This is a genomic window from Brevundimonas sp. DC300-4, from assembly GCF_049897365.1.
Taxonomy (GTDB): domain Bacteria; phylum Pseudomonadota; class Alphaproteobacteria; order Caulobacterales; family Caulobacteraceae; genus Brevundimonas.
Genome location: NZ_JAFCWC010000002.1, coordinates 220,068 through 246,305, shown reverse-complemented (window position 1 = coordinate 246,305; position 26,238 = coordinate 220,068). Strand labels below are relative to the sequence as shown.

General features: G+C 66.6%; 26 protein-coding genes. 9 read left to right on the top strand and 17 right to left on the bottom strand.

Annotated features, from left to right (window positions below; all coding sequences use genetic code 11):
- Nucleotides 1-17: 17 nt before the first annotated feature.
- On the bottom strand, nucleotides 18-3,020 hold the full coding sequence (locus ACP7AZ_RS04740) for a TonB-dependent receptor domain-containing protein (RefSeq protein ID WP_426036560.1): 3,003 nt from the start codon (nucleotides 3,018-3,020) through the stop codon (nucleotides 18-20).
- A 249-nt stretch (nucleotides 3,021-3,269) separates the two neighbouring features.
- On the opposite strand from ACP7AZ_RS04740, the gene ACP7AZ_RS04735 reads away from it, so the two are divergent.
- Entirely contained in the window at nucleotides 3,270-3,815 is a 546-nt protein-coding gene (locus ACP7AZ_RS04735) for a hypothetical protein (RefSeq protein ID WP_426036558.1), read from the top strand.
- A 16-nt stretch (nucleotides 3,816-3,831) separates the two neighbouring features.
- Nucleotides 3,832-5,181, top strand: a complete 1,350-nt coding sequence (locus tag ACP7AZ_RS04730; protein WP_426036556.1) for a putative 2OG-Fe(II) oxygenase — start codon at nucleotides 3,832-3,834, stop codon at nucleotides 5,179-5,181.
- Between the two features lie 64 nt (nucleotides 5,182-5,245).
- Here ACP7AZ_RS04730 and ACP7AZ_RS04725 read toward each other — a convergent pair whose 3' ends face one another.
- Genes ACP7AZ_RS04725 through ACP7AZ_RS04715 form a run of 3 tightly spaced genes read right to left on the bottom strand, consistent with a single transcriptional unit; the run spans nucleotide 5,246 to nucleotide 6,432 of the window.
- Nucleotides 5,246-5,545, bottom strand: coding sequence for a flagellar hook-basal body complex protein FliE (locus ACP7AZ_RS04725; RefSeq protein WP_426036904.1), 300 nt, complete (start codon nucleotides 5,543-5,545; stop codon nucleotides 5,246-5,248).
- 16 nt (nucleotides 5,546-5,561) lie between these two features.
- Complete coding sequence (flgC, locus tag ACP7AZ_RS04720) at nucleotides 5,562-5,996, bottom strand: flagellar basal body rod protein FlgC (protein ID WP_303695124.1); 435 nt, start codon at nucleotides 5,994-5,996, stop codon at nucleotides 5,562-5,564.
- 19 nt (nucleotides 5,997-6,015) lie between these two features.
- Nucleotides 6,016-6,432 carry a flagellar basal body rod protein FlgB gene (locus ACP7AZ_RS04715; protein WP_426036554.1) on the bottom strand — a complete coding sequence of 139 codons (417 nt, stop codon included), beginning with the start codon at nucleotides 6,430-6,432 and terminating at the stop codon, nucleotides 6,016-6,018.
- Between the two features lie 120 nt (nucleotides 6,433-6,552).
- On the opposite strand from ACP7AZ_RS04715, the gene ACP7AZ_RS04710 reads away from it, so the two are divergent.
- The 3 genes from ACP7AZ_RS04710 to ACP7AZ_RS04700 all read left to right on the top strand — a co-directional run bounded on the left by ACP7AZ_RS04710 (nucleotide 6,553) and on the right by ACP7AZ_RS04700 (nucleotide 8,192).
- Nucleotides 6,553-6,822 carry a flagellar biosynthetic protein FliO gene (locus ACP7AZ_RS04710; protein WP_303695122.1) on the top strand — a complete coding sequence of 90 codons (270 nt, stop codon included), beginning with the start codon at nucleotides 6,553-6,555 and terminating at the stop codon, nucleotides 6,820-6,822.
- Nucleotides 6,823-7,061: 239 nt separating this feature from the next.
- On the top strand, nucleotides 7,062-7,796 hold the full coding sequence (gene fliP, locus ACP7AZ_RS04705) for a flagellar type III secretion system pore protein FliP (RefSeq protein WP_426036902.1): 735 nt from the start codon (nucleotides 7,062-7,064) through the stop codon (nucleotides 7,794-7,796).
- Nucleotides 7,797-7,913: 117 nt separating this feature from the next.
- On the top strand, nucleotides 7,914-8,192 hold the full coding sequence (locus tag ACP7AZ_RS04700) for an HU family DNA-binding protein (protein WP_303695120.1): 279 nt from the start codon (nucleotides 7,914-7,916) through the stop codon (nucleotides 8,190-8,192).
- A gap of 9 nt (nucleotides 8,193-8,201) precedes the next feature.
- Here ACP7AZ_RS04700 and ACP7AZ_RS04695 read toward each other — a convergent pair whose 3' ends face one another.
- Nucleotides 8,202-11,120, bottom strand: coding sequence for a hypothetical protein (locus tag ACP7AZ_RS04695; protein ID WP_426036551.1), 2,919 nt, complete (start codon nucleotides 11,118-11,120; stop codon nucleotides 8,202-8,204).
- A gap of 111 nt (nucleotides 11,121-11,231) precedes the next feature.
- On the opposite strand from ACP7AZ_RS04695, the gene ACP7AZ_RS04690 reads away from it, so the two are divergent.
- The 3 genes from ACP7AZ_RS04690 to ACP7AZ_RS04680 all read left to right on the top strand — a co-directional run bounded on the left by ACP7AZ_RS04690 (nucleotide 11,232) and on the right by ACP7AZ_RS04680 (nucleotide 12,983).
- Nucleotides 11,232-11,648 carry a DUF983 domain-containing protein gene (locus tag ACP7AZ_RS04690; protein WP_426036549.1) on the top strand — a complete coding sequence of 139 codons (417 nt, stop codon included), beginning with the start codon at nucleotides 11,232-11,234 and terminating at the stop codon, nucleotides 11,646-11,648.
- A 399-nt stretch (nucleotides 11,649-12,047) separates the two neighbouring features.
- Nucleotides 12,048-12,287: a hypothetical protein gene (locus ACP7AZ_RS04685; protein ID WP_426036547.1), complete on the top strand. Its 240-nt coding sequence runs from the start codon at nucleotides 12,048-12,050 to the stop codon at nucleotides 12,285-12,287.
- A gap of 123 nt (nucleotides 12,288-12,410) precedes the next feature.
- A complete protein-coding gene (locus ACP7AZ_RS04680) occupies nucleotides 12,411-12,983 on the top strand; it encodes a hypothetical protein (RefSeq protein ID WP_426036545.1) in 573 nt (190 codons plus the stop codon).
- A 210-nt stretch (nucleotides 12,984-13,193) separates the two neighbouring features.
- On the opposite strand, the gene ACP7AZ_RS04675 is transcribed toward ACP7AZ_RS04680, so the two are convergent.
- The gene (locus ACP7AZ_RS04675; RefSeq protein WP_426036543.1) at nucleotides 13,194-13,988 is read right to left on the bottom strand and encodes a DNA adenine methylase; all 795 of its coding nucleotides are present in this window, start codon (nucleotides 13,986-13,988) and stop codon (nucleotides 13,194-13,196) included.
- Nucleotides 13,989-14,298: 310 nt separating this feature from the next.
- Between ACP7AZ_RS04675 and ACP7AZ_RS04670 the strand changes: the two genes are divergently transcribed.
- Nucleotides 14,299-14,502, top strand: a complete 204-nt coding sequence (locus tag ACP7AZ_RS04670; RefSeq protein ID WP_426036541.1) for a hypothetical protein — start codon at nucleotides 14,299-14,301, stop codon at nucleotides 14,500-14,502.
- Nucleotides 14,503-14,572: 70 nt separating this feature from the next.
- On the opposite strand, the gene ACP7AZ_RS04665 is transcribed toward ACP7AZ_RS04670, so the two are convergent.
- From ACP7AZ_RS04665 to ACP7AZ_RS04615, 11 genes are all read right to left on the bottom strand, one after another.
- Nucleotides 14,573-15,325, bottom strand: coding sequence for a hypothetical protein (locus ACP7AZ_RS04665; protein WP_426036539.1), 753 nt, complete (start codon nucleotides 15,323-15,325; stop codon nucleotides 14,573-14,575).
- A 175-nt stretch (nucleotides 15,326-15,500) separates the two neighbouring features.
- Complete coding sequence (locus tag ACP7AZ_RS04660) at nucleotides 15,501-15,827, bottom strand: hypothetical protein (protein WP_426036537.1); 327 nt, start codon at nucleotides 15,825-15,827, stop codon at nucleotides 15,501-15,503.
- Between the two features lie 225 nt (nucleotides 15,828-16,052).
- Entirely contained in the window at nucleotides 16,053-16,730 is a 678-nt protein-coding gene (locus ACP7AZ_RS04655; protein ID WP_426036535.1) for an N-acetylmuramidase domain-containing protein, read from the bottom strand.
- Between the two features lie 575 nt (nucleotides 16,731-17,305).
- Nucleotides 17,306-17,743, bottom strand: a complete 438-nt coding sequence (locus tag ACP7AZ_RS04650) for a hypothetical protein (RefSeq protein WP_426036533.1) — start codon at nucleotides 17,741-17,743, stop codon at nucleotides 17,306-17,308.
- Nucleotides 17,740-18,213: a hypothetical protein gene (locus ACP7AZ_RS04645; RefSeq protein WP_426036531.1), complete on the bottom strand. Its 474-nt coding sequence runs from the start codon at nucleotides 18,211-18,213 to the stop codon at nucleotides 17,740-17,742. Before ACP7AZ_RS04645 ends, ACP7AZ_RS04650 begins: the two co-directional genes overlap by 4 nt.
- Nucleotides 18,214-19,306: 1,093 nt before the next feature.
- Nucleotides 19,307-19,756, bottom strand: coding sequence for a hypothetical protein (locus ACP7AZ_RS04640; RefSeq protein ID WP_426036529.1), 450 nt, complete (start codon nucleotides 19,754-19,756; stop codon nucleotides 19,307-19,309).
- Between the two features lie 4 nt (nucleotides 19,757-19,760).
- Nucleotides 19,761-20,555, bottom strand: a complete 795-nt coding sequence (locus ACP7AZ_RS04635) for a hypothetical protein (RefSeq protein ID WP_426036527.1) — start codon at nucleotides 20,553-20,555, stop codon at nucleotides 19,761-19,763.
- Between the two features lie 21 nt (nucleotides 20,556-20,576).
- Nucleotides 20,577-20,897: a hypothetical protein gene (locus ACP7AZ_RS04630; protein WP_426036525.1), complete on the bottom strand. Its 321-nt coding sequence runs from the start codon at nucleotides 20,895-20,897 to the stop codon at nucleotides 20,577-20,579.
- Complete coding sequence (locus ACP7AZ_RS04625) at nucleotides 20,897-21,244, bottom strand: hypothetical protein (RefSeq protein WP_426036523.1); 348 nt, start codon at nucleotides 21,242-21,244, stop codon at nucleotides 20,897-20,899. The genes ACP7AZ_RS04630 and ACP7AZ_RS04625 overlap by 1 nt, the downstream gene beginning before the upstream one ends.
- A 57-nt stretch (nucleotides 21,245-21,301) precedes the next feature.
- A complete protein-coding gene (locus ACP7AZ_RS04620) occupies nucleotides 21,302-21,508 on the bottom strand; it encodes a hypothetical protein (protein ID WP_426036521.1) in 207 nt (68 codons plus the stop codon).
- 90 nt (nucleotides 21,509-21,598) lie between these two features.
- Nucleotides 21,599-26,227 carry a hypothetical protein gene (locus ACP7AZ_RS04615; protein WP_426036519.1) on the bottom strand — a complete coding sequence of 1,543 codons (4,629 nt, stop codon included), beginning with the start codon at nucleotides 26,225-26,227 and terminating at the stop codon, nucleotides 21,599-21,601.
- Between the last annotated feature and the right edge of the window lie 11 nt (nucleotides 26,228-26,238).

Here is a 26,238-nt window from a genome sequence, read left to right as displayed (position 1 = left end):
TTAGCTTCGACGCGCCTTTAGAAGCGGGCGGTCACGCCGACGTAGTAGCGGCGGCCGAGCACGTCATAGGCGGACGGATCGGTGTTGGCCGCGACGGCTGGCGCATAAACGGGCGGCATTTCGTCGGTCAGGTTGTTGATGCCGGCGCGGATCGCGACGGTGTCGTTCACGGCCCAGGAGCCGTTCAGGTCGAAGTAGTCGATCGCGTCGATGACCTGGGCGCGGTTGTTGAAGTTCGCGGCCGAGCCCTGGTAGCGCCAGCGAACGCCGAGGCCGAAGGAGCCCATGTTCCAGTTGACGGCGGTCAGCGACTTCCACTCAGGCAGGGTCAGGCCGAAGGAGTTCGACAGGGTGCCCGTGCGGTCCGTGAAAGTGCCGCCCGGCAGGTCCTGACGCTTGTACTCTTCCAGCTTGGTGCCCGTGACGTTGACGGCCAGCGAGCCCCAGTCCGGCAGACCGAGGTCAACCAGAGCAGCGCGCCAGTCGACCTGGAAGTCGATGCCCGAGGTCACGAGCGCGCCCAGGTTGGCGTTGGTTTCGAACGTGTTCGAAACCTGGCCCGAGGCGCGGTCGCGGCTGAACAGCTGGCAGTAGACGTTGTTCGGATCGTAGGTCGTGTTGGACGCGCCATCGAAGTTGAAGCAGCGACGCAGCTGCTCGGTGACCGACACGGTGCCGACCACATTGGCGATCTCGATGTTGTAGTAGTCGACCGAACCCGAGAAGCCCGACAGCCAGGGGTTCTGGAACGGCGACTGCAGCACGACGCCGACGGTGTAGGAGTCGGCGGTTTCCTCGAACAGGCTCGGGTTGCCGCCCGACAGACCCGAAACCTGCTGGTTCGGGAAGGTGTATGTGTCGATGACCTGGCTCGGAACGCCCTGCGTGAGGCAGAGGGCGCGGACTGCGGCGTTGGTCGAGGCCGCCAGGTTGGAACCCGAGGTCGAGCGATAGGCGGTGCGGATGTCGCAGGGATCCGCTGACAAGGCCGGAGCGCCGCCCGAGGTCGGCGAACCGATCGACGGGAAGTTCAGGTTCTGCGGGCTGAACAGTTCGCCGATCGACGGAGCGCGAACGGCGCGCTGGATGCCGCCGCGAACGGTCAGACCGTCGAAGACGACCCAGTTGGCGTCCGCCTTGTAGGATTCGACCACGCCGACCGAGTCATAGCTGGAGACACGGTAGCCGAGGTTCGTTTCCAGGCGCTGGATGAACGGCAGATCGCGCAGCAGCGGGATCAGGATTTCGCCGTAGCCTTCGAACACCTGGTCCGAACCGGACAGGGAGTTCTGGGCGTTGAAGCCAGCGATGTCGTTCTGGGTCGTCAGGACCGTGGTCGTGCCGTTGAACGACGGCAGCAGCGCCGTGGCCGACAGCGAGGCGTCGGCGACGAAGTCGTAGTTCTGCTCACGGTAGGTGCCGCCCAAGGCGACGCGAACTTCACCGGCCGGCAGGTCGAAGACGCCGCCTTGCAGGTTCACTTCAAAGACGCGCTGGTCGTTGACGGTGGTGTTCTTCGATTTCCGACCGATGTAGGCTTGGCAAGCGGCGCTCAGGGTCGATTGACCGAACGGGTTGAAGCCGCCGGCGCAGAGGGACGCGCCGCCGTCAGCGGCATCGAGCAGACGCTGAACCGCCGAACGCGAGACGTTGCCGCTCTGGGTCGTGGTGTCGTCAACGCGGCCATAGGACAGATAGGCGTCGTAGGTCCAGTCACGCGTGCCTTCCAGATCGCCGCGGACGCCCGTGGTGAACTGATAGACGCTGACGGCTTCGTTGCCGACGCGCGAGCCCAGGGCGCTGAAGCGCTTGTCGAGGCGGAAGGTGCCGGCCGGGTTCGGACGGCTGTTCAGGACGGTACGCAGCTCCGACGAGATGAACGGGTTCGTCGAGGGGATACGGAAGCCCGTGGCCGTACCGGCAGCCGGCGTGGCGGCCAGCAGGTTCGAGGTCTCGTACTGCGAGAACAGGAACTCGGTATAGACCTCAACCGACGGGTTGATCTCATAGGAGGCTGCCGCGAAGGCGTTGTAGCGGTTCTGCGGCAGGACGCCGTAGTTCAGGGGGCCCGTATTGTAGGCGAAGTCTGTCTGCTGCAGCGGGCCTGCGGTGCGGAAGCCTTCGAAGTCGATGCCGCCCGGCGAAACGTAGTCGCGGGCGCCCTGATAGGTGAACAGCGTGCCGTTGTTGTTGAAGCCGAAGGTGTTGGAGTTCACGCCGCCGGTGATGAAGCCGCTGACCACGGCCGTCGTCGGCAGGTTCTGGGCGTCAAAGATGGTCGAACCTAGGGGCGAAGCGCCCGAGAAGCCCGAGATCGCCGAGAACGGGCGAGCTGCGTTGAAGATCGGCGAACGGTGCGAATAGTCGAACGACAGGACGGCGTGGCCGCGGTCGTCGCCGAACTTGCCGCCGATGGTCAGGTTGACCGAGTTGGTGTCGGCGTCGTTACGGTCGGTTTCGCCGTATTGGAAGTCCATCCGGACCCCCTCGAAATCGTCGTCGAGCAGGAAGTTCAGCACGCCGGCCACGGCGTCGGAGCCGTAGGTGGACGAGGCGCCGCCCGTGATCGTTTCGATCGAGCTGATCAGCGAGGTCGGCAGGACGTTCAGATCGACGACCGAAGAGGCGTTGGAGGCCACGATGCGGCGACCGTTCATCAGCACCAGGGTGCGGCCGGTGCCCAGGCCGCGCAGCTGCACGTTGGCCTGACCGCCGTTGGACGGGTTGTTGGACGTGGCGTTTGCGGCGGGCGTGAACTGCGGCAGGTCGTTGATCAGGGTGTCGATGTTGACCGAACCCGTGGCCTGGAAGTCCTCGGCGGTGACCGTGACGATCGGCGAGTTGGCGATATAGTCCTGACGGGCGATGCGCGAACCGGTCACGACGATGTCGTCGACCTGGTCATCATCGGCCTGTGCGGTCTGCGCCATGGCGGGCGCTGCCATCAGGGTCGCGGCGATCATCGCGCCGGCGAACATCGAGGTGCCGAGAAGTCGGCGGCGGTAGGTAGTATCGGTCAAAGGGGCTTCTCCATGAGCAGTCTGTTTTTAGGCCGGACCTTTGGCCCGCCCGTCCCGAAACTCGCGTGGACGCAAATCTGGAGCTTGCGCGGAGCGTTACCGCACACTGGGGCTCGGTCAATGAGGATGGCCGAAACGCGACGCTTTAGTAAAGGATTGTCACATTCAGACCACGCACCGGCCCCATTGCCGCTACGGGGAAAATATCGCGTAAGAAGCAGCGGGATCACTCTTCTCGGGAATATGAACATGCGCAAGAAAGCTCGACCTCTGACAGTGTCGGGGCTCATCCTGGCCGCGGCGGCTTTCGCCGCCCCTATGACCGGCCATGCGCAGGACGCGGCGACCGCCAGACCCGCGCTGCTCGAGGGTTTGCTGGCCTGTCGGGCGATCACGGCAACCGACGCGCGGCTGGCCTGTTTCGACGCCGCGACGGCCGCATTCGACACCGCCGAACAGCGGGGCGAGGTCACGGTGATCGACCGGATCCAGGCGCGCGAGACCCGCGCCCGCCTGTTCGGTCTCGACCTCGCCACCGCCAATCTGTTCGGGCGCCTGCGACAGGATGACCCGGTCGACGCGATCGAGACGACTTTAGCCAGCGGACGCCAGGATGGACGGGGCCAGTGGACCTTCGTCCTCGCCGACGGTGCGATCTGGCGTCAGATCGACATGGAGCGCGTCACCGCCCGTGTCGGGCCGGGGGCCGTGGTGCGCATCCGTCAGGGCGCGGTGGGCAGCTATCTGCTGAGCGTCGGCGGTGCGCGGTCGGTTCGCGTCCGTCGCGAACGCTGACCCTGCCGTAAAAGCCGTGAACGGCCATGGCCCCGAATCGACGGCGCGTCTCCAGACCCTGGAGCAGGCTGTCGCAGCCCGTCCCGCGAGCGCCGTGGCCGAGCACAATCTGGCCGCCGCCCTTGGGGACATGGGTGACGCCGAGGGGGCTCTGGCGGCTGTCCGGCGCGCCTTCGCCAAGGGCGGGGACGCGCCGGAGACCTGGCTGGTGTTCGCCCGCGCCCTGATGTCGTCGAGCCGGCTCGCAGAGGCCGAAGAGGCCCTGCGCCAGACCCTGATACGTCGACCGGACTATGCCGACGCCCTGCGGGACCAGGCCCAGCTCATCTGGATGCGGAGCGGTGACGCCCGTGCGGCTCTGGCCGCGATCGACGCCCGGCTCCAGTCGGCGCCGACCGCGCCGCTGGCCGGCCTGCGCGCAGGGATCGTGCGAGACATCGTGGGCGACGAGGCGGCCTACCGCGGGCTGGAACGGTGGCTGACCGGGCCCCACCCTGCGTCTCTCGACGCGACAGCCTCGGCCGCCGCCTCGGGATTCGATCCGGCCCTGGCCCTGAAGCATGCCGAGGCTGCGGCCGGCGCCGCGCCGGGCGATGCCGACGCCCGGGTGGCGCGGCTGGCGGCCCTGATGGCCTGCGGTCGATCCGGCGAGGCCCTGCCGGGACTGGATGCGCACCTTGCGACCACGCCGGGCGATCAGTACGCCCTCGCCCTGCGCTACGTCGCCTGGAGGGTGGTCGGCGACCCGCGCGCGCTTTCCGCCGACGACTATCGCCGGCTGACCGCCGCGTTCGATCTGGCCGGGCCCGTCGGCCAGGATCGCGAGGCGTGGCTGGCCGAAGCGACCGCCGGCCTGCGCGCCCTTCATCCTTTCCGGGCCCAACCCCTGGGCCAGTCCATCCGCTCCGGCGTGCAGGCTGCGCTGGACCCGCGTTTCGCCGGCGATCCGGCCATCGACGCGATCTTCAGCGCCCTGACAGACCCCATCCAAAGCTACATCGGCGCGATGGCCGGCCGGGACGACCCGATGAGCCGCCGTGCGGGTGGAGGCTTCGAGATCATCGGCGCCTGGTCCGTGCGGCTCACCGCCGGAGGGCGCCACAGCGACCACATCCATCCGAACGGCTGGGTCTCCTCGGCCCTGTATGTCCAGACCCCGGAGTTGTCGCCGGACCAGCCCAGAGCCGGCTGGTTGCGGTTTGGAGCCTGTCGGCTGGGCATCGGGCTGGAACTGGCTCCGGAACACTGGATCGAGCCGAAACCTGGCCGCGTCGCCCTGTTCCCATCCTGGATGTGGCACGGCACCGAGCCGTTCACGGGCGGCGGCGAGCGCCTGACCGTCGCATTCGACGTGCAGCCCAGGTGAGGCTGCCGCGCCGACCTGCGCTCAAGCAGCGAGGCTCCGCGAGCCGAGCTCTAGCGCCCTACCCTTAAATCGGCATCCGCATGATTTCCTGATAGGCGGAGATCACCTGGTCACGCACCGCGATCACGGTCTGCAGCGAAGCCTCGGCGCTGGAAATCGACGTGACCACGTCGATCATCGAGCCCTGCCCCTGAACGGCCTGGGTCATGTTGGTCTCGGCCACGCGCGTCTGTTGCGTCATGTCGCCCATGACATTGGACAGCATCTGCGAAAACTCGGGGCCGCCCGCGACCGCGGCGCCTGCCGTCGCTCCGCCGGCTCCCTGGGCCTGGGCATAGGCCCGGGCGGCCATCAAAGGGTTCATCGACATCGATCAGGCCCTATCGCTTGAGGATATCGAGGGTGCGGCTTTCCATCGACCGCGCCGTCTCGATGACGTTCAGATTGGCTTCGTAGGCCCGCTGCGCCTCGCGCATGTCCATGGCCTCGATCAGGGTGTCGACGTTGGGTCGCAGGACATAGCCTTCGCCGTCGGCCGCCGGATGGGTCGGGTCGTATTCACGGCGGAAGTCGCTCTGGTCCGGCCGAACCTCGGCCAGCGACACCCCGGTGGCGCCGTCGATGCCCCGCGCCTCGAAGACCGGGATCTGGCGGCGATAGGGATTGCCTCCGGCCGTCGGAGCCGTCGATTCCGCGTTGGCGATGTTCTCGGCGATGATCCGCATGCGCGACTGCTGCGCGGTCAGGGCGGAGGCGGCGACCGCCATGGCGCTGTTGCGCGGCGTGCCGTTGCGGCCGTTGATCGGATCACTCATCGGGTGCTTCCCTTACGGCTCATCGACCCGGAACCTTGGCCGCCAGGCCGATCATGGCCATCGCCTTGGTGTAGAGTCCGATCGCGGCGTCATAGGCCATGCGGCTCTCGGCCATCTTCAGCATCTGCTCCTCGACCACCACCGCATTGCCGTCGAGCGTGGTTTCGGAATCCGGCGAGGCCTCCGACGTGAAGCGGGCCACCGGCGCGCCGTTCGGTCCGCCGACAGGCATGTGGCTGGCCGAGGTCTGGACCATGCGCAGTCCTCCCCCGTCCCGCATGGCGGCGGCGAAGTCCGTCGGGGCTCTCAGGTCGCGGCCGACGTAGCCGGGCGTATCCGAGTTGGCGACATTCTGGGCGATCAGACGCTGGCGTTCGTCCAGCCAGGTCATGCGGCCCTTGATCTGGCTCAGAAGGGAGATGTCGGCGACGCCCATCGGGATCGTTTCCTTGATCGATGGGCAGAAAATGCCGCCTGTATGGTTAACGAGGGCTTATCTAAACGCGACGTTAACCACGTTGGTTAAAGTTCCCCGAGTTCTCCGGGGCCCTTCAGAATGAACTTCCTCGATCTCGCTCGCGCCATTTTCGGCCTCGCCTTCACCCTGGGCCTGATCGGCCTGGCCGCCTGGGCCGCGCGTCGCTATGCGCCCCAGTTGATGGCCAGGCTCAACGCCGAGCGCGGCGAGCGCCGGCTGAAGGTCGTCGAGACCCTGGTCCTCGACCCCGCCCGCCGCCTCGTCCTCGTCAGTATCGATGACGAGGAACGCCTCCTCCTGCTGGGCGAAGGCCGCGAGTTGATCGAGCCGCGAGGCATCGAGAAATGAGCGGACCGCACGATCTTCTCCCTCCCCGTTCGGGGAGGGTGGCTGAGCGAAGCGAAGGCCGGTGGGGGCGCCAAGGCAGGGCAAACTCCGCCCGCAGTCCTTCCGCCTTGCCCCCCCCACCCGGTCGCTCCGCGACCTCCCTCCCCCGCAGGGGGAGGGAGAAGTGGTTCGTCGTCCCCAACCGCGCGGAGTTCCTCAACGCGCTCAAGCTGTCCGCGATCACCACCCTGCTCTGCCTCATGTGGCCGCTGGCCGCCTTCGCCCAGGATGCGGCGGCCGCCGGCGGCGCGGGCGCAGCGATCAATGTCGATCTCGGCACCGGCGCAGGCCTGACCGAGCGCGTCGTCCAGCTGGTCGGTCTGATGACGGTCCTGTCGCTGGCGCCGTCGATCGTAATCATGACCACCAGCTTCGTGCGCATCATCGTTGTGCTGTCGCTGCTGCGCACCGCGCTCGGCATGCAGCAGTCGCCGCCGAACGCCGTCCTCGTGTCCCTGGCCCTGTTCCTGAGCGCCATCGTCATGGCTCCCACGTGGCAGGACGCCTATGATTCGGGCATCCGACCCCTGATGGATCAGCAGATGGAACTGCCCCAGGCCTTCGATCTGGCGTCGGAACCTGTGAAGACTTTCATGCTCGCCCAGGTGGACCAGGGAGACCTCGCCCTGTTCACCCGGCTGAGCCGTCTGGAGGTCCCCACGACGGCCGCCGAACTGCCCCTGCGGGTCATCGTTCCCAGCTTCATGATCTCGGAGTTGAAGAAGGCTTTCGAAATCGGATTTCTCCTTTTTATTCCGTTTCTTGTGATCGATCTTGTGGTCGCCAGCGTGCTCATGTCCATGGGTATGATGATGCTGCCGCCGGTGGTGATTTCACTGCCGTTCAAGCTGATCTTTTTCGTGCTGGTTGACGGCTGGAGACTGGTCGCCGGGAGCCTGGTCGAGAGCTTCCGACAGGCGTCTGGAACGGGCTAGGTTCCCACCCTCAAAGGCTTTGCGCGCCATTGGCGCTTGCCAAGTCGCCCAAAAGACGTGTTGATCCATCCGTCGTCGCCCGGAATCACGGGCGAGCTTTTCGGGAAACGACCCATAATGACCACTCAAGCTGAACTCATCGCCGCCGTCGCCAAGGATGCCGGTGTCAGCCAGGCCGACGCCGGCCGCGTGCTGGAAGCCATCGTCAAGAACATCCATTCGTCGCTGACCGGCGGCGGCGATGTCCGCATCTCCAACCTGGGTGTTTTCGACACCGCCGCTCGCGCCGCTCGCGAAGGCCGCAACCCGGCCACGGGCGCGACCATCAAGATCGCCGCTTCAAAGGCCGTGCGCTTCCGCGTGTCGAAGCCGCTCAAGGATGCGGTCAACTCGTAAGACAGGGCTCTAGCCGGCCGCGGGCGCCGCGGCGGCTGGAGCAGTGGGACGGGCGGGCGTCGCGGCAGCGCGATTCCCGCCCGTTTTTTCTCTGAGCTGGGTCTTCATCTGGTTGACCCAGCCGGTGAAGGTGTCGGCGCCGGCAGTCAGTCCGGCGAAGTCCTGGGCGTTTGCCGCCCCTTCCATTCCATCCAGCCCGTCCAGGGCGATGCGCAGCGCCGCCGCCGCCGACCGCGCACGGCCCTTGAACGGGGCATAGTTCCGCGACAGTCGCGACAGCGCGCCCGCATCCCTCGCCAGCGAGTAGCCGACACCGGCCCGGATCACCTGGCTTTCCTCGGCCGGCGTCAGAGCCGTGGCCGTGTCCTTGTAGCGATCGCCCAGCCGGGACTCGTACAGCGCCGCCGCACCGGCCCAGTTTTCCTGCTTCCAGAAGATGTCGGCCCGGACCTGCTGCGCCTCGGCGCTGCGGTCGTCGGCCAGGGTTTCCAGTGCGTGGTCGTATCGGCCGAGATCCATCAGCGCCCGCGCCTCCAGCGCCCGACGCTCGGCGTTCAGGGCGGTCGGCAACAGGGTCGTGCGCGAGGCCCAGATGGCCTGCAGAGCCGGCTCGGGCTGGCGGTCCATCAACAGGACCGTGGCCAGGGTCGTCGCGACCTGGGCCTTGGCGACACCCTCCAGCCGGTTGTCGACCTGGTATTTCAGCAGTTCGGCGGCCTGGTCCAGCAGGTCGACGTCGACCAGACGCCGGGCCAGACGACGCACCATCTCGTCCCCGTCGGCGCCCACCGGCGTCAGGTCGCGGAAGTCGTAGAACAGGGCCAGCGCCTGCACCGGCTGCAGCCCATCGGCGGCGCCGTCCAGGAACAGGGCGCGGAAGGCGGTCGACAGGTCAGTCTGCAGTTCGACGGCCCCCGGCAGGTCGCCCAGCCGCTTGCCCGCGCCGCGCAGCGCATCCAGCGCCTCGCGATAGCGCCCCTGCGAAAGATAGAGGCCGCCCAGGGTGCGGATGACCGACAGTTCGGTCGCGTCTCCGCGCCAGCGCCACTTCAGCTGCTCCAGTTGAGCGGCCGCAGCCGTCGGCGTCAGCGTGCCTTTGGCGAGCTCGATACGGATCACCCCGAGCTTGGCCGGGGTGGCGATGCCGTCCAGCGGCGCCCGGCCGATGGCCTTGTAGACCGCCAGAGCCCGGTCGGTGGCCCCCTCCAGTTCGAACAGCCTCGCCTGCACCAGGCGGGCGACCAGTTGGTCGGCGGCCGGCGCCTCCTGCGAGAAGCTGTAGGCCAGCAGCGACTTCGAAGCGTCCAGATCGCCGGTCTCCAGCGCCGCCATGGCGTGGGCCGCGCCGAAGCGGGCGCGCCAGATCGGCGGGAAGTCGTCGATGGCGGCGGCCCCGCCGGCGAAGGCACGGCGCGCTTCGCCCCAGTCGCCCCGCTCGGCCGCCAGCCAGCCCTGCCAGACCTTCGTCGAGGGATCACCGGCCAGAGCGCCGGACGAGAAGTCCAGCGTCGCCTCTTCCAGCCGCCCGATGGAGGCCCGCGCCGCGCCGCGCAGGCCGCGCAGTTCCGGCTCGCCTTGCAGGGACGGTGTTTTCGCAAACATGGCGTTGACGACGCCGATGGCCTCGAAACCGAGTCCCGATCCAACCAGGAACCGCGTCAGGGCCAACCGCGCCTCGATCGGCGCGCGCGGGTTGTCGGAGGCGGCGATCGCCTCCAGCGCCGCAGCGTCCTGGAGCTTGCGGTAACGGGTGGAGAAGCCCTCCTCGCCCGCATCGCCCCATTCGCTCAGGATCAGGGCGGGAAACTTGGCCTTCCCCGGCGCCTCGGCATGGGCGGGCTCGGCCGCCTCAAGCGCCATCGAAGGCGGCGACAGGAGCAGGCCGCCCGGCCGCGACAGGGTGACCAGGTCGCCCTCGGCCTTGATCGACAGGTCGTCGGTCGGCGTCTCGATCGCCAGCCCCTGGGCCGTCGGCAACAGGGTCAGGTCGATCGTGCGGCGCGTGTCGGCGAACCCCTTGCCGGGAGCCAGGGCCGTAACGGCGGCGAACCGGTCGCCGACCATCGGATCGGTCAGCCAGACCGTCCGGGTCGCCCCGGCCATGCTGGCCACAAGCGCCGTGTCGCCGGTGTCGTCGCGATCGATCACGACGCTGGCCGGGGGCGCGGTCGGTCCGCCGATCGTGACGGTCCAGGTCGCACCTTCTCCCTTGGCGGAGACCGACAGGGCTTCCGGCGCCGAGATGCGGATGGCGGTATAGTCTGGCCCCACGGCCCAGCGCGCATCCCCGGCGACCCCCAGGTCGCTTGCCTTCGACATGTCCATGCGGGCGGCGGTGTCGAACACCACCCAGACCGCGTCGCCGCGCCTGAACACGGCCGCGCCCACCGGCGCCCCCCAGGCGAACGACAGGTTGACCTGTTCGGCGGCCTTGGTCGCGATGACAGGCACCGCGCCGCCCGCGGGCACGGCCGCTCCGGCAGGCGCGGCCGGCGCGGCGCCGGCGGGATAGAGGTTCAGCCAGACCGCACTATCCGCGCTTCCGGTGCGGGCGTCCGACCCTTCCGCCAGAGTGATGACCAGTTCGGTGGCGTCCAGGGCCGCGCGGGTCTCGACCTTCGCCACGCCCGGAGGCGGATCGACCTTCAGCCGACTGACGTCGGGGGCGGCGGTCGAGCCGATCCGCACGACGACGGTCTGGCCGTCACGACGCACGCGCGAGCGCGACCCGACGATGCCCGCGAACTCGATCCGGGTGAAACCGTCATTGGCGCCGACCCGGATGGTGATCGGATCCAGGGCGGCTGCGGCCTCCTGGGCAAAGGCCGGAACGACGGCTCCCGCGATCGGGGCGAGCGCAATCGTCCCTGCGACGCCGAGCGCCGCCGTGGTTCGTCCTATCGCGGTGCTGGAGCGCGGGCCTGCCATTCGCGCGCACACTCGCGCGATCGCCCTTTAGAGGCGGTTAATGGGATGTGACTGAAGGCCCCCTTGCCACGCCCGGGCGAAGCGCCGACGTGAGAGGCGTCAGGAGCCACCATGATCCCCGCCGAAGCCCCCGCCTATCCCCGTCTCTCGACCCTCTCGACCGGTCTGCGCTGCCGTTGCCCGCGTTGCGGTGAGGGTCCGCTACTGCAGGGATATCTGACCATTCGGCCCGCCTGCCCCGTCTGCGACCTGGACTACAGTTTTGCCGAACCCGCGGACGGCCCGGCCTTCTTCGCCATGTCCGCCATCGGCATCCTCGGCATGATGGCCTTCATGGCGTTCGAGTTCACGGTCCACCCGCCGATCTGGGTGCATTTCGCCTTCACCTTCCCCCTGATCGCGGCCGCCTGCCTGCTGGTGCTGCGGCCGTTCAAGGGCTGGATGGTGTCCGAGCAATACGTCCACAAGGCCGCTCCGCCCGAGTGGGAGAGCGTCGGCAGCCATGGCGAAGGCTCGAAGTGGCGATAGCTCGCTGAAGGGATGGCGACCCCGGAGGGAGGAGTCTATTACTGACAAATCGAGAGGTTAGGTGTGTCTAACCGTGAGATATCCGGCCAGCCTCGCGTTGGCCAATCAACCGAATGTCTAACCGGTTCAACCCTGTTATCTCCCCTACCGCGCTACCCGAATCCCGTTACTCCAAAAGCCGGACGCCGTTACGGAGTAGTTGACGACTCCGTCAAAGCGTTGCCAAGTTCGATATCAACCCGTATAAGCGCCGCTCGGAGCCGCCACGTTAATCACCCATTCAGCTAGCGTAGCCCATGTTCGGGCGGTCACATTGTGTGTGACCATCGAAACACTATGTCTGCTGAAGAGTTGACGCAACGGACCGGGCCTCATGGTGAGGCCAAAATGGAGAGAGTAATGACCCAGGAGCGCGATAAGCTCGCTACGCTCCTCTTCCCAGAGGGAGGCGGAGCTGAGTTGATGAACTTTAAGCTTCACCGTTCGTCTGGTGAAGCTGTATCGGAGCAGTTCATCCGAGACGAGATTCATTCGGCGCTGACCCAAGCTTGGGTCACCCGCCAAGCCAAGACTACCAACCAGTTTCGCCGTTCGGGCGCGACTTCGGTGAATATCGCCGAGATGGTTGAGCGAATCTAAGAAAACCGTCTATGTTGATGAATGTGGGGTCTGGCGGGAACGTCAGGCCCCTTTTCTTTGGTCCCTTCAATGCACCCTATCCGCAAGCTCATTAACGAATTCGAGTCCCGGACCGATTGGCCCGTGGAGCCCGCTGACGTGCAGGAATGGGTGATCAAGAACGGATTCTGCGACGAGTTCATCATCCACTACGTCGACTGCGATCCCGCCGCGTTCGACGGGCTGTACCTCGAGCGCCAGGGCAACGAGCTCATCCGGCACGCCGTGGTATACGGCGAGCCGATCTTCGCGCGCGAGATCTTCATCAACGAGCGACTCCATGAAGCCCAGCGGCGCGTTGCCGAGGTCAAAGAGACGCTCCATATCCTGGACCAGTGCGGACAGAAGACGACAACCAAGCGTGGGGTCGACGACATGATTTCGTTCGCGGCAACGCGAATGAAGCTTGGTCACGACGGCGGCGCGCTGACCGACGTCATGGCATTGCCACAGGCGCTGGCCGTCCTCTTCCCGTGGGCCGCACGTGAACTGATCAAGCCGAAGTACGACGAAGGCCTGATCTCAGCTGAAGAGCTCGCCCAGACGGCACGGCTCCCGGTCGCCTATATCGAGTTGGTGCTCTCCGACCGGTGGGAGGACAGCTACCAGATCATCATCAACATCGAGAACGGCTTCGCCAAGGACGCGGCAGAGTAGCGACTGTTCAACACGGTGAGCGGTGGATTCATAACCCACAGGTCGGCGGTTCGATCCCGCCTCCAGCCACCAGCGCATTCAATGAAAACAGAGACTTACGCCTTGCGGGGGCGAGGCGCTCGTTGCCGAGATCGGAACAAATCGTAGCCACACGCGCCGGATCGGAGGGAATGTCCCGGAATAGTCCCGGAGGATGTTTCCGGTGCGTTCTCATATCAGCCTCGCCTGCGCCGCCGCCGGCGCCAGCTCAACCCCCCTGCCGATCAGCAGCTCGCCGACATTCGTGTCCACGTGCGCGCCGCCTGCGATGGAGTAAGTCGTCTTCACGGCCTCGATGTCTGCCCAGGCGAAGATTTCCCGCACCTCCGGCCGGTCATTGATCGACAGAAGGAACTTGGCCTTCCCGGCCTGCAGGCGATCTGCCATGCGCTGGAAGTCGCCCTGGATGAACAGCCCGGAACCATAGTCGCCCTCGCAGCCCCAGTAGGGCGGATCGAGGTAGAACAGCGTCTCCGCCTTGTCGTAGCGCGCCAGGAAGTCGAGCCAGTCCAGGTTCTCGATCACCACCCCGGCGAGGCGATCGTGCAGCCTCCGAATCCGCCGCTCGATGCGCGCCAGGTCGAAGTTGTGGGGCTGGCTGGTGGCGGTGCCGAAGTTTTGGCCGGTGACCTTCCCTCCGAACGCCAAGGTCTGCAGGTAGAGGAATCGCGCCGCGCGCTCGATGTCGAGCAGGTCGCAGTCGCGCATCTCCTTCAGCCTGTCGAACTCGGCCCGCATCGCCGGTCGCCACTTCAGCTCGCGCAGCAGCGCCTCGGGAAACCGCTGCAGCACGCGGAATAGGGTGACGACGTCGCCGGAGATGTCGTTGATTACCTCGACCGGTGGTCGCACGCGGCGGCGAAGGAAGACCCCGCCCATGCCGATGAACGGCTCGCAGTAGGCGGTGTGCGGCGTTGCGGCCAGGGCGGCGCAGATCCTGCGGGCCAGGTGGCGCTTGCCGCCCATCCACGCTGCTGGCGGGTCGCAATCGCCCACAGGCGACTGGGTGACGATGAGAACATTACGAGAACTTTTCATTGCGAAGGGGCCTTTTGCACGAGTAGGAGTCCCCGGCTCGCGTGAGCGGGGGCGGCGACCGGCCGGACGGCCGATCGGTCCTGTCGTGCGGGCGCTTTCCCGCAGATCGGCGCGTTACAGCGCGCCGATCCCGCCCCGGACGTGAGGCATGGATGAAGGAGGTGGAAATGGTCAGGGATCGGAAAGCGAACCCGGTTCGCCTCAATGGGGCTGTCGGGTTGACGCCCAGGAGGACGACATGGACGAAGACGAGAAGACCGCTGACCAGCTGATGGACGCGGTGATGCTGATGATGGCGAGCGGTCCCGAGGCCCTGGTCGGCGCCCGCGCCCTGTTGCGCGAGATCCGCGACCGAAATCCCGGCAAGTTCGACATCACCGCCGCCGGCATGCAGGCCCGCCGCCTGAACCTGCGACGACCGGCGAACAGCCTCGCGGTCTGATGGGCTGCCTCATACCGACCTGCGCCGGAACGGTCGGGGCCTGCATCGACAACTGCGTGACCGTGCAACGCTATTGCGAGGGCGAGGGAAGCCAGCCCGGCACTGCCAGCGGCAACTGGTCAAAAACGCTCTGCAGTGCATCCCTGATCAGAAATAGGGTCGGCTCATCAATAGGGACGGTATGCTGAGCGCCATCTTCGCAGAGGGTCGTGTAGCCTTCGTTGGAGAGGTTGCCGACAACGATGCCGGGCGACTGGGTATTGATACGCTTCTTCCCATTCTTTAGCCCTAGGATGCGCTCGTCGAGGTGCGCGATGGAATTCCGGACGCGGTTCAGGTGGGGCAAGGCCTCATCGACTCTGCCTAAGGCCGCCTCGGCTGCATTTTCTAAGCCCTGAAAGACCCCCAAGGCGCTGATCCCAGAGCGTACCCTGTGAATATTGATCACGAAGCCCTCCGCGTGGGCAAATATCGCTGCGTGCTGAAGTTGGCGAGGAGTACGACCGGCCTCAAACTCTTGCTGAAGATGTAATTTTTGCGCTTCTGCGATTAGATCTCTCATCTGCTTGGCGTTCGGCCTGGGCTGCCCGAACTCTCCTTCAAATTTCCTAACGATCAGAAGTTGCGCATCTCGGTCAGCAAGCCACTCTCCTTCCCTGTCGCCGCTCCAAGCGTACTCTTCAGAGAACTTTCTGAACTGCAAGAGCTGCATCGTGGCAGCGTGAGTTTGTGTACAGCACAGGTTTATGAGCGATTGAATGCTCAACCAGTCTTCATCTCGAACATCAAGGCTGTGGCCAACTGTCAGAAAGGGGATTTTCAACGGCTACTCCGTCTCATCCTGGCATTAGCGCCGCCGAGCCGAGCGACCCGGTACATGGTATGACCGAACGCGGTCCGAACGCAAAAAAGTCCGCCCGCCCCGGTGAAGGAGCGGGCGGGCCAATGATGCGGAGCCGGGGGCTCGACGCTGGGGTCGTGGTCGGAATTCGGGCCAGCTAGCCCGGCAAGAGCGTTCGCCACCACGGTCGGTTCAGCCTCGCTGTGATCGTCGCGTCCCTGACCTCGCAGGCATTGATGATCGCGAACCCGGTCACCTTGTCGTCGTTCGCCTTCGTCAGTTGGCCGGTCTCGGCGGTCCCGTAGAGCTGCCAGTCCAGAGCAACGTCGCCGCTGTCGCCGATCTCAGCGTGCGGCGTTTCCCGGTCCAGGATCGGTCGGGCCAGTTCCGAGCAGCCGGTCGCAATTGGGACGGTGCTGCAGGACGCAGAGACGATGGCGAGCGACGCGGTCGCGGTCAGCAGGAGCAGCTTGGCGGATTGCATTCTCAGCCTCCAGGACTTGGGTTTCGGTGACACCGGCGCGGCCTTCCAGCTTGCCGATTTCGGAGATGGCCTCGACCGCGGACTCTGTGCGGGTCTGGGCCATGGTGGCGTCGTCGCGAGCCTGCCGGGCGGCTCCGCGCGACGGGCCTGTGACCTGGCAGTAGCCGAGGGTCAGCAGGGCCAACGCGCCGACCACGGCCAGCGATAGGTACACAGCGCGCGGGGTCATCTTCCGCCCCGTGCGGCGTAAGCGGCCGCCAGCTTGGTGTCGTAGGAATTGATGGCGTAGTTCGGCCCATTGTAGGCGCGAGCGAATGCGGCCCACCGCTTGTCCCGGAGTTCGTCAACCAGCCCCTTGGACTTGATGAAGGCGGCAAAGGCCTGAAGGTGCGCGCCCTCGCCGGCTGCCATCTCACGGGCGAAAGCCCAGGGCGTCGATTGTCCGACCGCTGCGTGGTTGAAGCCCATGATCTGGAACAGCCCCCAGCTGGCGGACTGCAAGGCGGCGTCGGGGGCTAGGGCGACCGCCTTCAGCATTTGGTCCCAGCGCTCCGCCTGCGTCTTCGGATAGCCGCCGGGTTTGGAGTTGGAGATCGCGGCAAAACCGTTGTGGGCCCCATTGGTTAGGCGCGCGAACCAGTGGCGCTCGAACAGGATGATCGGCAGACCATCCGACGCCATGCCGTTGCCCCGGCTTTCTACGTCATAGACCGCGCCGACGTGGGCCGGGGTCAGGTCTAGGCTCGCCGCCACGGCCGCAATCTGTTCGGGAGCCAGCCGGTCCCGGGTGCCCGTCAGAGCGGCTTTCAGTCCCGCCTTACTGGCCGGGCCGAATGAGCCATCGATCGCCCCTGCATAGCAGCCGAGCGCATGCAGTCGGCGCTGAAGGTCGCGCACGTCCATCGTAATCTCCGATATTCGGGGGTTGGCGCACAGCGTGCGCATTGGCAGAGTGTGGACGCCGGGCCGTCTGCTGCCCGGTGTGCGGCCCCCGCTATCCCCGCGTTCCCCTCGCGAGGCCGGGCCGCCATAAATCAACGCCAAGCAGTCACCGAGATCAGGCTTCTGGTGATCTCTGGTTGTTGAGGGTTTGGCGCACAACGTCCGTCCGTGTTATATTGACCGGGCAACGAGGATCAGGCCTCGGAGCGGACGACCCGGCTGGTTCCAACCCTCTTCCAAGCCCGCCGGGTCGTTTCGCCGGGAAGACCAGCGGAGGAAGCGCAATGCGACGCCGCGACCACGAGGAATGGGTTTGGATCACGCTCATGATCATCGCTGTCGCGGTGATGATCGGGCTGACGGTCTGGGACTGGATCGGGCGCTAGGGTGAACGCGAGTTAACGCAACCTTCAGATCGCGCGGGTCTTCTGACCGAATGGATCTCTCGCGCATCGAAGCTTTCTGGCTTTTCGTGACCATCGGCAGCGGGCTTGTCACGCTGACGGCGGCCTTCACCTAGGCGAACCGGGTTCGCGTCAGTCGCCGGGCGGACTGTCCGGGAACCGATAGCCGGGAACGGTCGGGTCCAGCTTGTCCAGCAGCCGGGCGTTGGCGGCGTCCATAGCGGCGGGCATGGCCTCATAGACTGCATCGGCGACCACGGCTGCGTCTGCCTGGCGAACCTCGGCGACGACCAGCCGACCGTCATGGACGTTCATACTGATCAGCATCGCCGTCGAGGTCACCGCGCACAGGGCGAGGAACCAAGCCACGGCGTCCGGCAGATGCGCCCCACCCCAGATCTCGAACGCCACGAAGACGCAGGCCAGTGAGGTGGCGTCCATCAGCAGGCGCACGAGGAGGTTGCTGGCATAGGCGCTCTTGACGCTGGGCCGGAGCAGCTCGGTCCGCGCGAATACCGTCGCCCCGGTGATGGCGGCCCCGACAAACCCCAGGGTGTCGACCGGCGTCATGGCTTGGCTCCCATGGAGGTCAGCCACCGCAGGGCGAGGTCTCTCAGAGTTGCCGGGTTGGAGAACAGCTTGAGGGCGCCGAACAGGCCGGGCGCGAACCGCCATGCCGCCATGCCGACGCCGAACCCGATGGCGCGCAGATCGGACGGTGATGCTGCGGGCCAGAAGCGGGCCGCGCTGGGTCCCCAAAAGCCGGCGACCAGAGCGCCGACCAGGATGGCAAACCCGCCTTCGATCAGGGCGCGGGTGATCTCGCGACGTCCCGCCGGTTCGGCCGCGAGGGACACGACGCCGATGTGGACCAGGGCGGAGACCAGCCCGCCGGCTGCGCCCGACAGGGCGACCCACTGCGGATCGACCGACCGGGCGTCTATGACCCCGGCATAAGCGACCGCGCTGACCGTCAGGTTCAACGCGGCCCCGATCCCGGCGGCGGAGCAAGGCTCCAGCCACTTCACGACGCGTTCCATGGGCGATACTCCGCGCCGATGTTGAGGGAGGGGTGGTCAACCGACGCGAGGCGTGGGCTTCACACCAGGTTCATGTCGATAAGCGGAGGGTGGCGACCCTGAGAGGACGGACCTGATGTTCGGCGAAACCCTTGCGTTTCTTCACCGCCACAACCGCGCCGTGGCCGTGCTCGTTGTTGCCCTGCCGCTGCTCTGGTTTTTCTAGGGCCAGTTGGCCGACACCAACCCCCGCTCCGCCGGCCAGGGCGACCCACTGTGCCTAGGCCGTCAAGACGCCGCCGAGGAGCGCGACGACGCCCTCTTATGCCAGGTGAGGCACGAGGTGGTCACCCGCGGACATGCGCCTTCCGATGGATCAGCCGATACAAGGCGGCCGAGGCGAGGCGTGGCTTGGGTCAAAGTCAGGGGACGGGGGTGAGGTCGCCGGTGTTGGTATTAGGGAAGGCGCGGAGCGGTCCCCAGATGACGCGGAGGCCGCCCGGCCCCGGTTGTCCAAGCTCACCGGAACCTAGCTGACCAGCACCGCCGCCATAAGTCCCGCCGTGAGGGCTTGCGTATTGACTGTTCCCCGAGTTTCCGGGTGCCCCTGCGCCACCGCCCGTGAGGGGAGTTCCAGAGCCGCCGCCGCCATAACCTTGCCCGGCAAGTGCGTTGCCGCCGTCACTCGTGTAACCCGCAGCACCGCCGCCCCCCAAAACCGCCGCATTTTCTGCCCCGTCGCCCCCTGAGTATTTAACTTGTCCTGTTCCAAGACTGGCCTGTCCGCTTCCTATGTTTGACGTGCCAGCAGCAGCCGCCACAATAGAAGTTCCAGATCGCGTAATCTTGGTTTCGGTAGAGTTTATGGTGACAAGAAGCGTTTCGCCGGGCGTTACCGCAATGTTGTTCGAGTAGGACAACGCCCCGCCTGATCCACCATATATAAACCCGTTGGCTCTCGTATGTTTAGGGCAACCAGCGCCTATGGCGACAATACAAATAGTCGTCACGTTGGCCGGGACAATCCAGTTTACACCACTTGTAAATAGCGCCTGATTAGTAGGATGCGGCCCCGCCCCACCCGTCAAAAATCCCGGCGTGATTGCGGCCAGCATCAGCTGAATGCCTTCGACAGGCCCAGCCGGATGATCGGCGAACCGCCCCCGGTCTCGACGTAATAGGACAGGACATCGACTGCCCCTGCCGCCGTCGAAAGCGTCAAGGTGCCCCCCGGCTTTTTGTAGGCCGAGGCATAGGCCAACGTCCGCGAACCAGTCCCGTCCTGGGTGATCGTGATTACGCCGCTCTGGCCGGCCTTGGCGTTCGTTGGCGCGCCCAAGGTGCGGTTGCCCGCCAGGGTCAGGGTGAAGTTCTGGCCCGACGCCAGATCGACGGCCACGGTCGCGGCGTCGGTCAGGCCGACGGGCGCAGCGGCGTCGAACACCGACTTGCTCGTCAGGAACTTCGTGTCGTCGGTGCCCGTGCGGAAATCCGCGCCAGTCGCCTTGGTGTCGAAGGCGCTTGTTCCAGACCCGTTGGTAAAAGCTGGGCTTAAGACCTGCATCGGATCAGGCCGTAACGGTGACGCGATACTGTGCCGCCGCAGGCGCCGAAGCAAAGATCAGCGTGATCGAGTTGATGGTCGTTGCGCCCCAGTCCACCAGGACCTGCTCATAGGCCCCGCTGTTGCGGCGCACGTTCACCATAACGTCGCGTGTCGCGAGGTTGTGGGTCACGGTGTAGGAGGTCGCTGACCCGTCACCCACGTCTGTCGAATACCGCTTGGCCCGGCCGGAAAAGTTGGCCAGCTTCAGCGGCGTGACCATGCGCTGGTCGTCGCTTCCAGTGTCGGTTTCGGCCTGGGTCGCAGTCTCTGCGATCCCCGCAGTGGTCTCCGAGGCTGCGGCCGCGCCGGCGATGAAACTGGAGAAGGCGATCGACGTCGTACCCACGGTCGGGTTGGCGGCCGTCTGACGCCAGGTCGTCCCGCTGTTCACGGTGCCAGAGCGAACCGGCACCACGGCAGCGTTGAACTCGGACGAGACGTTCATGTCGGAGGCCCGCGACGCGACGGTCGAGGCTCCGTTCCAGATGTAGACGCCGTTCTCGGCCCCGGCCGTCTGATCCTTCGCCAGGAACCTGTCGTTCGTAGCCATGGTCACGCCGTCGATGGTCGCTCCCGGTGCCGACAAGTTGATGTTCGCCGTTGAGGCGGCGACCACGTCGTCCTTCCACGCCAGCCCCTCAAGGGCGGCGTTCATTTGATCCAGCGTGACCGGCTGCCCGGACGCTACCGCTTGCGGCAGCCCGGTGATCTTCGCCCCGCCAGAGAAGTCGAAGTCGGAGAGGATTGGCTTACCCATGGTCAGTTCCTTTCAAGGAAATCAGATGCAGCGAACGCTGCCGGTTTGCGGTTGGGGGAAGATCACGCGGAGCTGGTTCGTGGAGGCGTGGACGACTTCGGCCAAGACCTCGACGCCGCCCGCGGACAGGACGGTTGCAGTGGGCCGGAAGCCGAGGTTGTGATTGACGATCCAATCCGCTGACGGGCTGTTCTGGACGAACTCGAAGCCCGCGCCGTTGATGCCGGGCCGGCCCCGCGCGCCGGTCACGATCCGCATGCTAGGCGGCGTGAGAACCCGCGTGGTGGACGGCCCGACGATCACCCGGTCGGGCGCGCGGGCGATGATGATGCGGTCCGCCATCAGGGTTCGACCGTCACCACGGACTTGCCGGTCACCAGGGGCGTCTCGGCCTCGCTCGCGCCATAGGACAGCAGCCATGTCCAGCTGCCTGTGGGGATGGTCTGGGTTTCGTCTCCGGCGACGGTCAGGACCATCTCGCTGCCGACGATCGAGAAGTGACCCGAGGTGATCGACCAGACCAGGGTATCGGTCGCGGGCAGCCCGACCCGCGCCATGCGGAACTCGACCGCCCCGACCCCGGAGAGGTCCTCGGCGGGGCCGCTCGCCGTCTGGGCGATCTCCCAGGAATGGGCGAAATCCTTGCCCGCGATGATCGCGAGCGGAATGGTCGATACCGCGTGCGTCATGGTCGTCTCCAGCATTCAGGCAGGGGATGGGGGAAGGGTGGCGAACCGGGTTCGCGTCTATTCCGCGCCGGGCATCGGCAGCGGCGGAGGCGTCCAGCCGAAGGCCTGCGCCAGGTTCAGCGTGCGCGCGAGCTGGGGCGGCAGGCCGGTCGGATAGGCCCCCGCCTCATGCGAGGCCCAGATCTGTGAGCCGAGCGCCTTCAGCGCCTCTTCGGAAGCGGCGGTGTCGGCGGCGGCGGTGGCCGCGCGTTCGGTGGCGTTCATGGAGGGTCCTTTCAGGGCCGGGTGTCGGCAAGGGGTGTGAGGTCTATGAGGCCCGTGCAGGCAGCGGCCCGACCCTGGCGCTCGCGTCGGTCACTTGACGTAGGTGACCTTCATCGTGCCGTTGACGGAGCCGGGCGAGCCGTCGTTGGGGGATCCGCCCGCACACTGCAGCTGGAACTGGACCGTCCCCGCGCCGGGGTTGTCGAGCGCGACGGCCATTCCGGCGGTGTCGAACGCCAGGTAGTCCTGGCTGGCGGTCTCCGGATTGACGTAGGCCCCGACCTGCACATTGCCCGTGGGGTGATACATCACCACCCGCATGATCCCGCGCGCCGCGGGGCTGACGCCGCTAGCGTCCGAACTCATGAAGGCGTTCGAGAACTCGATGTAGAACCGGCCTCCGCTGGGATAGGCGGTCGCTTCGGTGACGGCGATTCCGGTGTTGGGATAGCTGGTCGTGGGGCCGATGAAGCCGAAGAAGGGAACCTGTCGGATGATCACGACCGACCCGCCCCCGGCGTTCGCCATGGCACTGAGCAGTGCGGTCTTGGCCGCCACATAGTCCGAGAACTTCGAGACGTAGGTCGAGCCGACGATCGGCGTGTCCAGCGTCTGGTCGCTGAACGATGGTGACAGGCCCGACAGATAGGTTCCCAGCGCGGCATAGGCGTTGATGTAGGTCGTGCGCTCTGTCGTCACCCCGGCCGTCGCGGCGGCCGCGATCAGCCCCGAGTATTCGGCACCGTACTCGGCGTACTTCGCGATCTCGGGCCGCTTTTCCTCCTTGGCCAGAATGTTGTCGGCGGCGAGAGCCAGCAGGCGCGCGTTGGCCGCCGCCCCATCGGCGCCGACGGCCGCCGTCAATGCGACCTTCAGCGCCGTGCGCGCCGTGTCGGCGTCAGTGAATTTGGTGGCGAAGGTGGAGCCGACGATGACGGTGTCGGTCGTGTAGTCGTTCCAGGCGGGCGACAGGCCCGCCAGGTAGGTGTTGAGCGCCCCGACGGCCGTGCTGTAGGCCGAGGAGCTGACCCCGAATGAGGCCGCCTGGGCTATCAGCAGCGCATAGTCCGAGGTCAGGAAGGTCCAGTCGCGAACGATCTGGGGCTTCTCGTCGGCGGTCAGCCAGTTGTCCGAAGCGATGCGGTTCAGCCGGTCACGCTCGATGCCGATGTCAGTCGCGAGGGCGGCGTCGATGGCCGTCATCAGCGCTTGGCGAGCCGTGGCGCAGTTGACGAACAGCGTCCGCAGGGTCGAGCCCGTGATCGGGGTGTCGACGTTGAGATCGAACCAGGTCGGCGTTAGCCCGTCGAGATAGGCGTTCAGCGCATTGATCGCGGCCGCATAGGCCGTGCTGCTCACGCCTCGCGCCAACGCCTGGGCGGCCAGGCCCGGATATTCGCCGTTGATGATCTGATGCTGCCGGATGACCTCCGACTTCTCGCCGCGCGACAGCTGGTTGTCCGAAGCGATGACCGCGATCCTGTCCCGCGCCTCGGCGGCATCGGCCCCGATCGCGGCCGAGATCGCGTTGAGCACCGACTGCCGCGTTCCGGCGCAGGCCAGGAACAGGCTGCGCAGCGTGGTTCCCGAGATGGGCGTCGACTGGGTGACATCGCTCCAGACAGGGGACAGGCCGTTCAGGTAGGCGTTCAGCGCCGTGATTGCGTCGGTATAGGCGGTGCTGCTGACCCCGACTGCCGCCGCCTGGGCCGCGATGCTGGACGCCTCGGTGTTGATGGCTCCAACCTGACCGATGACCACCCGCTTGTCGGCGCCGGGCGACAAGATGTTGTCCGAGGTGATGTCGTCAATCTGGTCGAGGGCATCGGCCGCATCCGCCCCGACGATGGCCAGCAAGGCGGTCTGCACCGCGCTCTTGGCCCCGGCGTAGGCCGAGAACCGGGCGGCCAGCACCCCGGCCGTTACGGGCGTGTCGGACTCTGGGTTGTTCCAGGCGGGCGTCAGGCCGGTGAGATAGGACGTCAGGGCGTCATAGGCTGCGATCAGGGCCGTCCGTTGCGTCGTCTCCCCGATCGCCAGAGCCTGCGCTGACAGGGCCGGATATTCGGCATAGATGACGAGATACTGGCGCTCGACCTCGGGCTTCTCGCCCCTGGACAGGTAGCCGTCGCTGTCGATGATCGCCAGCCGCGCCAGGGCCGTCTGAGCGTCGATTCCCGCCACTCCGATCAGGGCGTTGAGCAGGGCCTGTTTGGCGACGTAATAGGCCTCGAACGCCTCGTTAAACGTGGCCGAAACAATGGGCGTGTCATTGGCCGTGTCCGACCAGCCCGGCGACAGCGACGCCAGATAGGTCCCGAGATCCGAATAGGCCGCGACATAGGCGGTTGTCGCCGCCGCCGCGCCCGCGCCGCCGGCCACCCCCTGAGCCTGAAGCGCGACCTTCTCCCCGTCGATCGCCAGCCACAGGCGGATGACGGCGGGCTTCTCCCCACGGGTCAGGATGTTGTCGTTGGCGATGTCAGCCAGCGCATCCAGAGCCGTGTCCGCATCCGCCGCCGCCTGTTCGGCGACAACGGCGATGGCGGCAGAGATCGCAGTCCTCAGCGCCTCGCGCGCCACGAAGGCGTCGCGGAACCGCGTTGCGAACGTCGTGCCTACAATCGGCGTGTCCGTCGTGTAGTCCGTCAGGCTTGGCGACAGGCCGTCCAGATAGGGGTTCAGCGTCCCCACGACCGCAGTGTTGTAGGCCGCGCTGCTGACGCCCTGCGCCAGCGCTTGGGCCAGCAGCCCATTGTAATCCGCCGTCAGCGCCTGGTAGGTCCGCACGACCTCGGGCTTCTCGTTCTTCGTCAGCCAGTTGTCTGAGCCGATGCGCTCGAGGATCGCGAGAGCAGCCGCGTCACCGGCCGACAGCGCGACCAGCTGGCTCGCCGTGTAGGGCCCGAAGACCGTCCGCGCCGAGGTGTTCTGACCCCGGACATAGGACAGGCCGATATCGTAATCCTCGCCCGACTGGACGCCCGTGATCGGCACGCCGGTTGTGGTGGCGGGCCAGATGCCGCCTTCCGCCGTCCACTGATCTGCCCCGGCCGGCGACCACTCGACCAGCAGACCGGTCGCGGTCGCGCTTTCCACGGCGCCGACAACGTCGAACCCCGGGGTCTGTGTGCCGTCGATGGCGGCGGCGCGCGGGGTGATCGTCCAGGCTGCGGCGGTCGGCGCCGTGACGAAGGTCGGGTCCGCCGGCCTAAGATTCGGGAACGCTGGCAGGGTCGTGGTCTTGCCGAGCGCCAGATCGACCTTGCCGTCCGTCTCGGACCGGAAGCTGATGCGCGCCTCGCCCGTCTGCGCCGTATAGGAGCGGCCCAGGACGATGCACTTCACCCCGCTCAGCAACAGACCGGGCGCGTCGATGGTGAACCGACTGCCGGGCTTCAGCCGGCGCATGTGGGGCTTGAGCGGAACCGTGCCGGAGAAGGGCTCGCGGGCGTCCAGGATGTCCAGCGCCGCCAGCTCGGCCGCCTGCTTGGCGACGGGGACGAAACGATAGTCGATCTGGTCGCCGGTCTCGACGCCGTCTTCCTCAATCAGGCTGGGGAAGCTCACAGGCGAGCCCGCGACGGGCTGCCAGCCGGCCGCTTCCGACATGAACTTGGGCGTGATGGTCGTCAGGCGGTTGAACAGGGTCGCGCCGGTGTCGAGTTCGATGGGCCCGGCCAGGTCCGCCTCGGTGACGGTCACGACGCTGGGCAGAACCGCGCCCCGCGTGACGCAGCTGATCCGGCCGGAATGGCGCGCCCGCGATGCGCCTCCCGCCTGAAGCATCTGGTCCAGCACGACTGACACGTCTTCCGACGTGTCGGGCCAGGCGCTGATGGTCCAGCCGTTGGCCTCGCTGACGTTCGCGGCCTGCAGGAAGCTGTCGACGTCCACGCCGTCAATCGACGCGCCGATGCCGCCGACGATCTTGCCGTTCTCGACCAGGCCGAGCGCCCAGTTCAACCCGGCGATGATGGGGTCGGTGATGTAGCGATAGGTGGAGCGGTTTCCGAGGCGGCAATCGCCCATGCCGCCCGGCCAGGTGTCGTCATAGCGGCCGTCCCAGCCGTAGATGCCCTCGCACAGGTGCTGCGGAACAGGCTCGCCGTTGGGATAGGCGGTGCGCTTGGAGTTCTCGCCGAGCACCTGCAGGTAGCTGGCCTTGCCGGACAGCTTGTGCGCGGAACCCCATTCCGGAAGCGTCGCGCCGCTTTTCAGGCCGGAGGGCGAGACCAGCGCCGTATCCGGCTGGTCGCCCATCCGGTAGCGCATCCACATCTCGCCGGTCCACTGCGAGGCGTTGGCCTTGCCGGACCCGTCGAAGGTGACCGGCTGGTCGTCGCCCTTGAAGCCGAGGATGCTCTTGATCGGGCCGGCGCCGGACAGGACGCCGACGATGCCCTGATACATGTTGTCGTCGGGGCCGAACTCGTCGCGGTGGACGATCTTGCCAGCGACGCCCATGCGACCGAACAGGAAGGGCGTCGGCTGGTCGGGATTGGACGTCCAGTCGCCGGGGTTGCCGGAGCCCGAGGACTTCGGCTTGTCGAGCGCGCTGCCGACGGCCGCCAGGCCCGACGCAAGCGTTCCCAGCTGTCCGACGGTCAGCGACCCCGTCAGGGTGCTGATGCCCATGGCCGCGACATTGAGGCCGGCTAGAGCGCCGACGCCCGTCGCGATCAGCACCGCTCCGCCGACGATAGCACCGACGGTCATCAGGGCCTTTC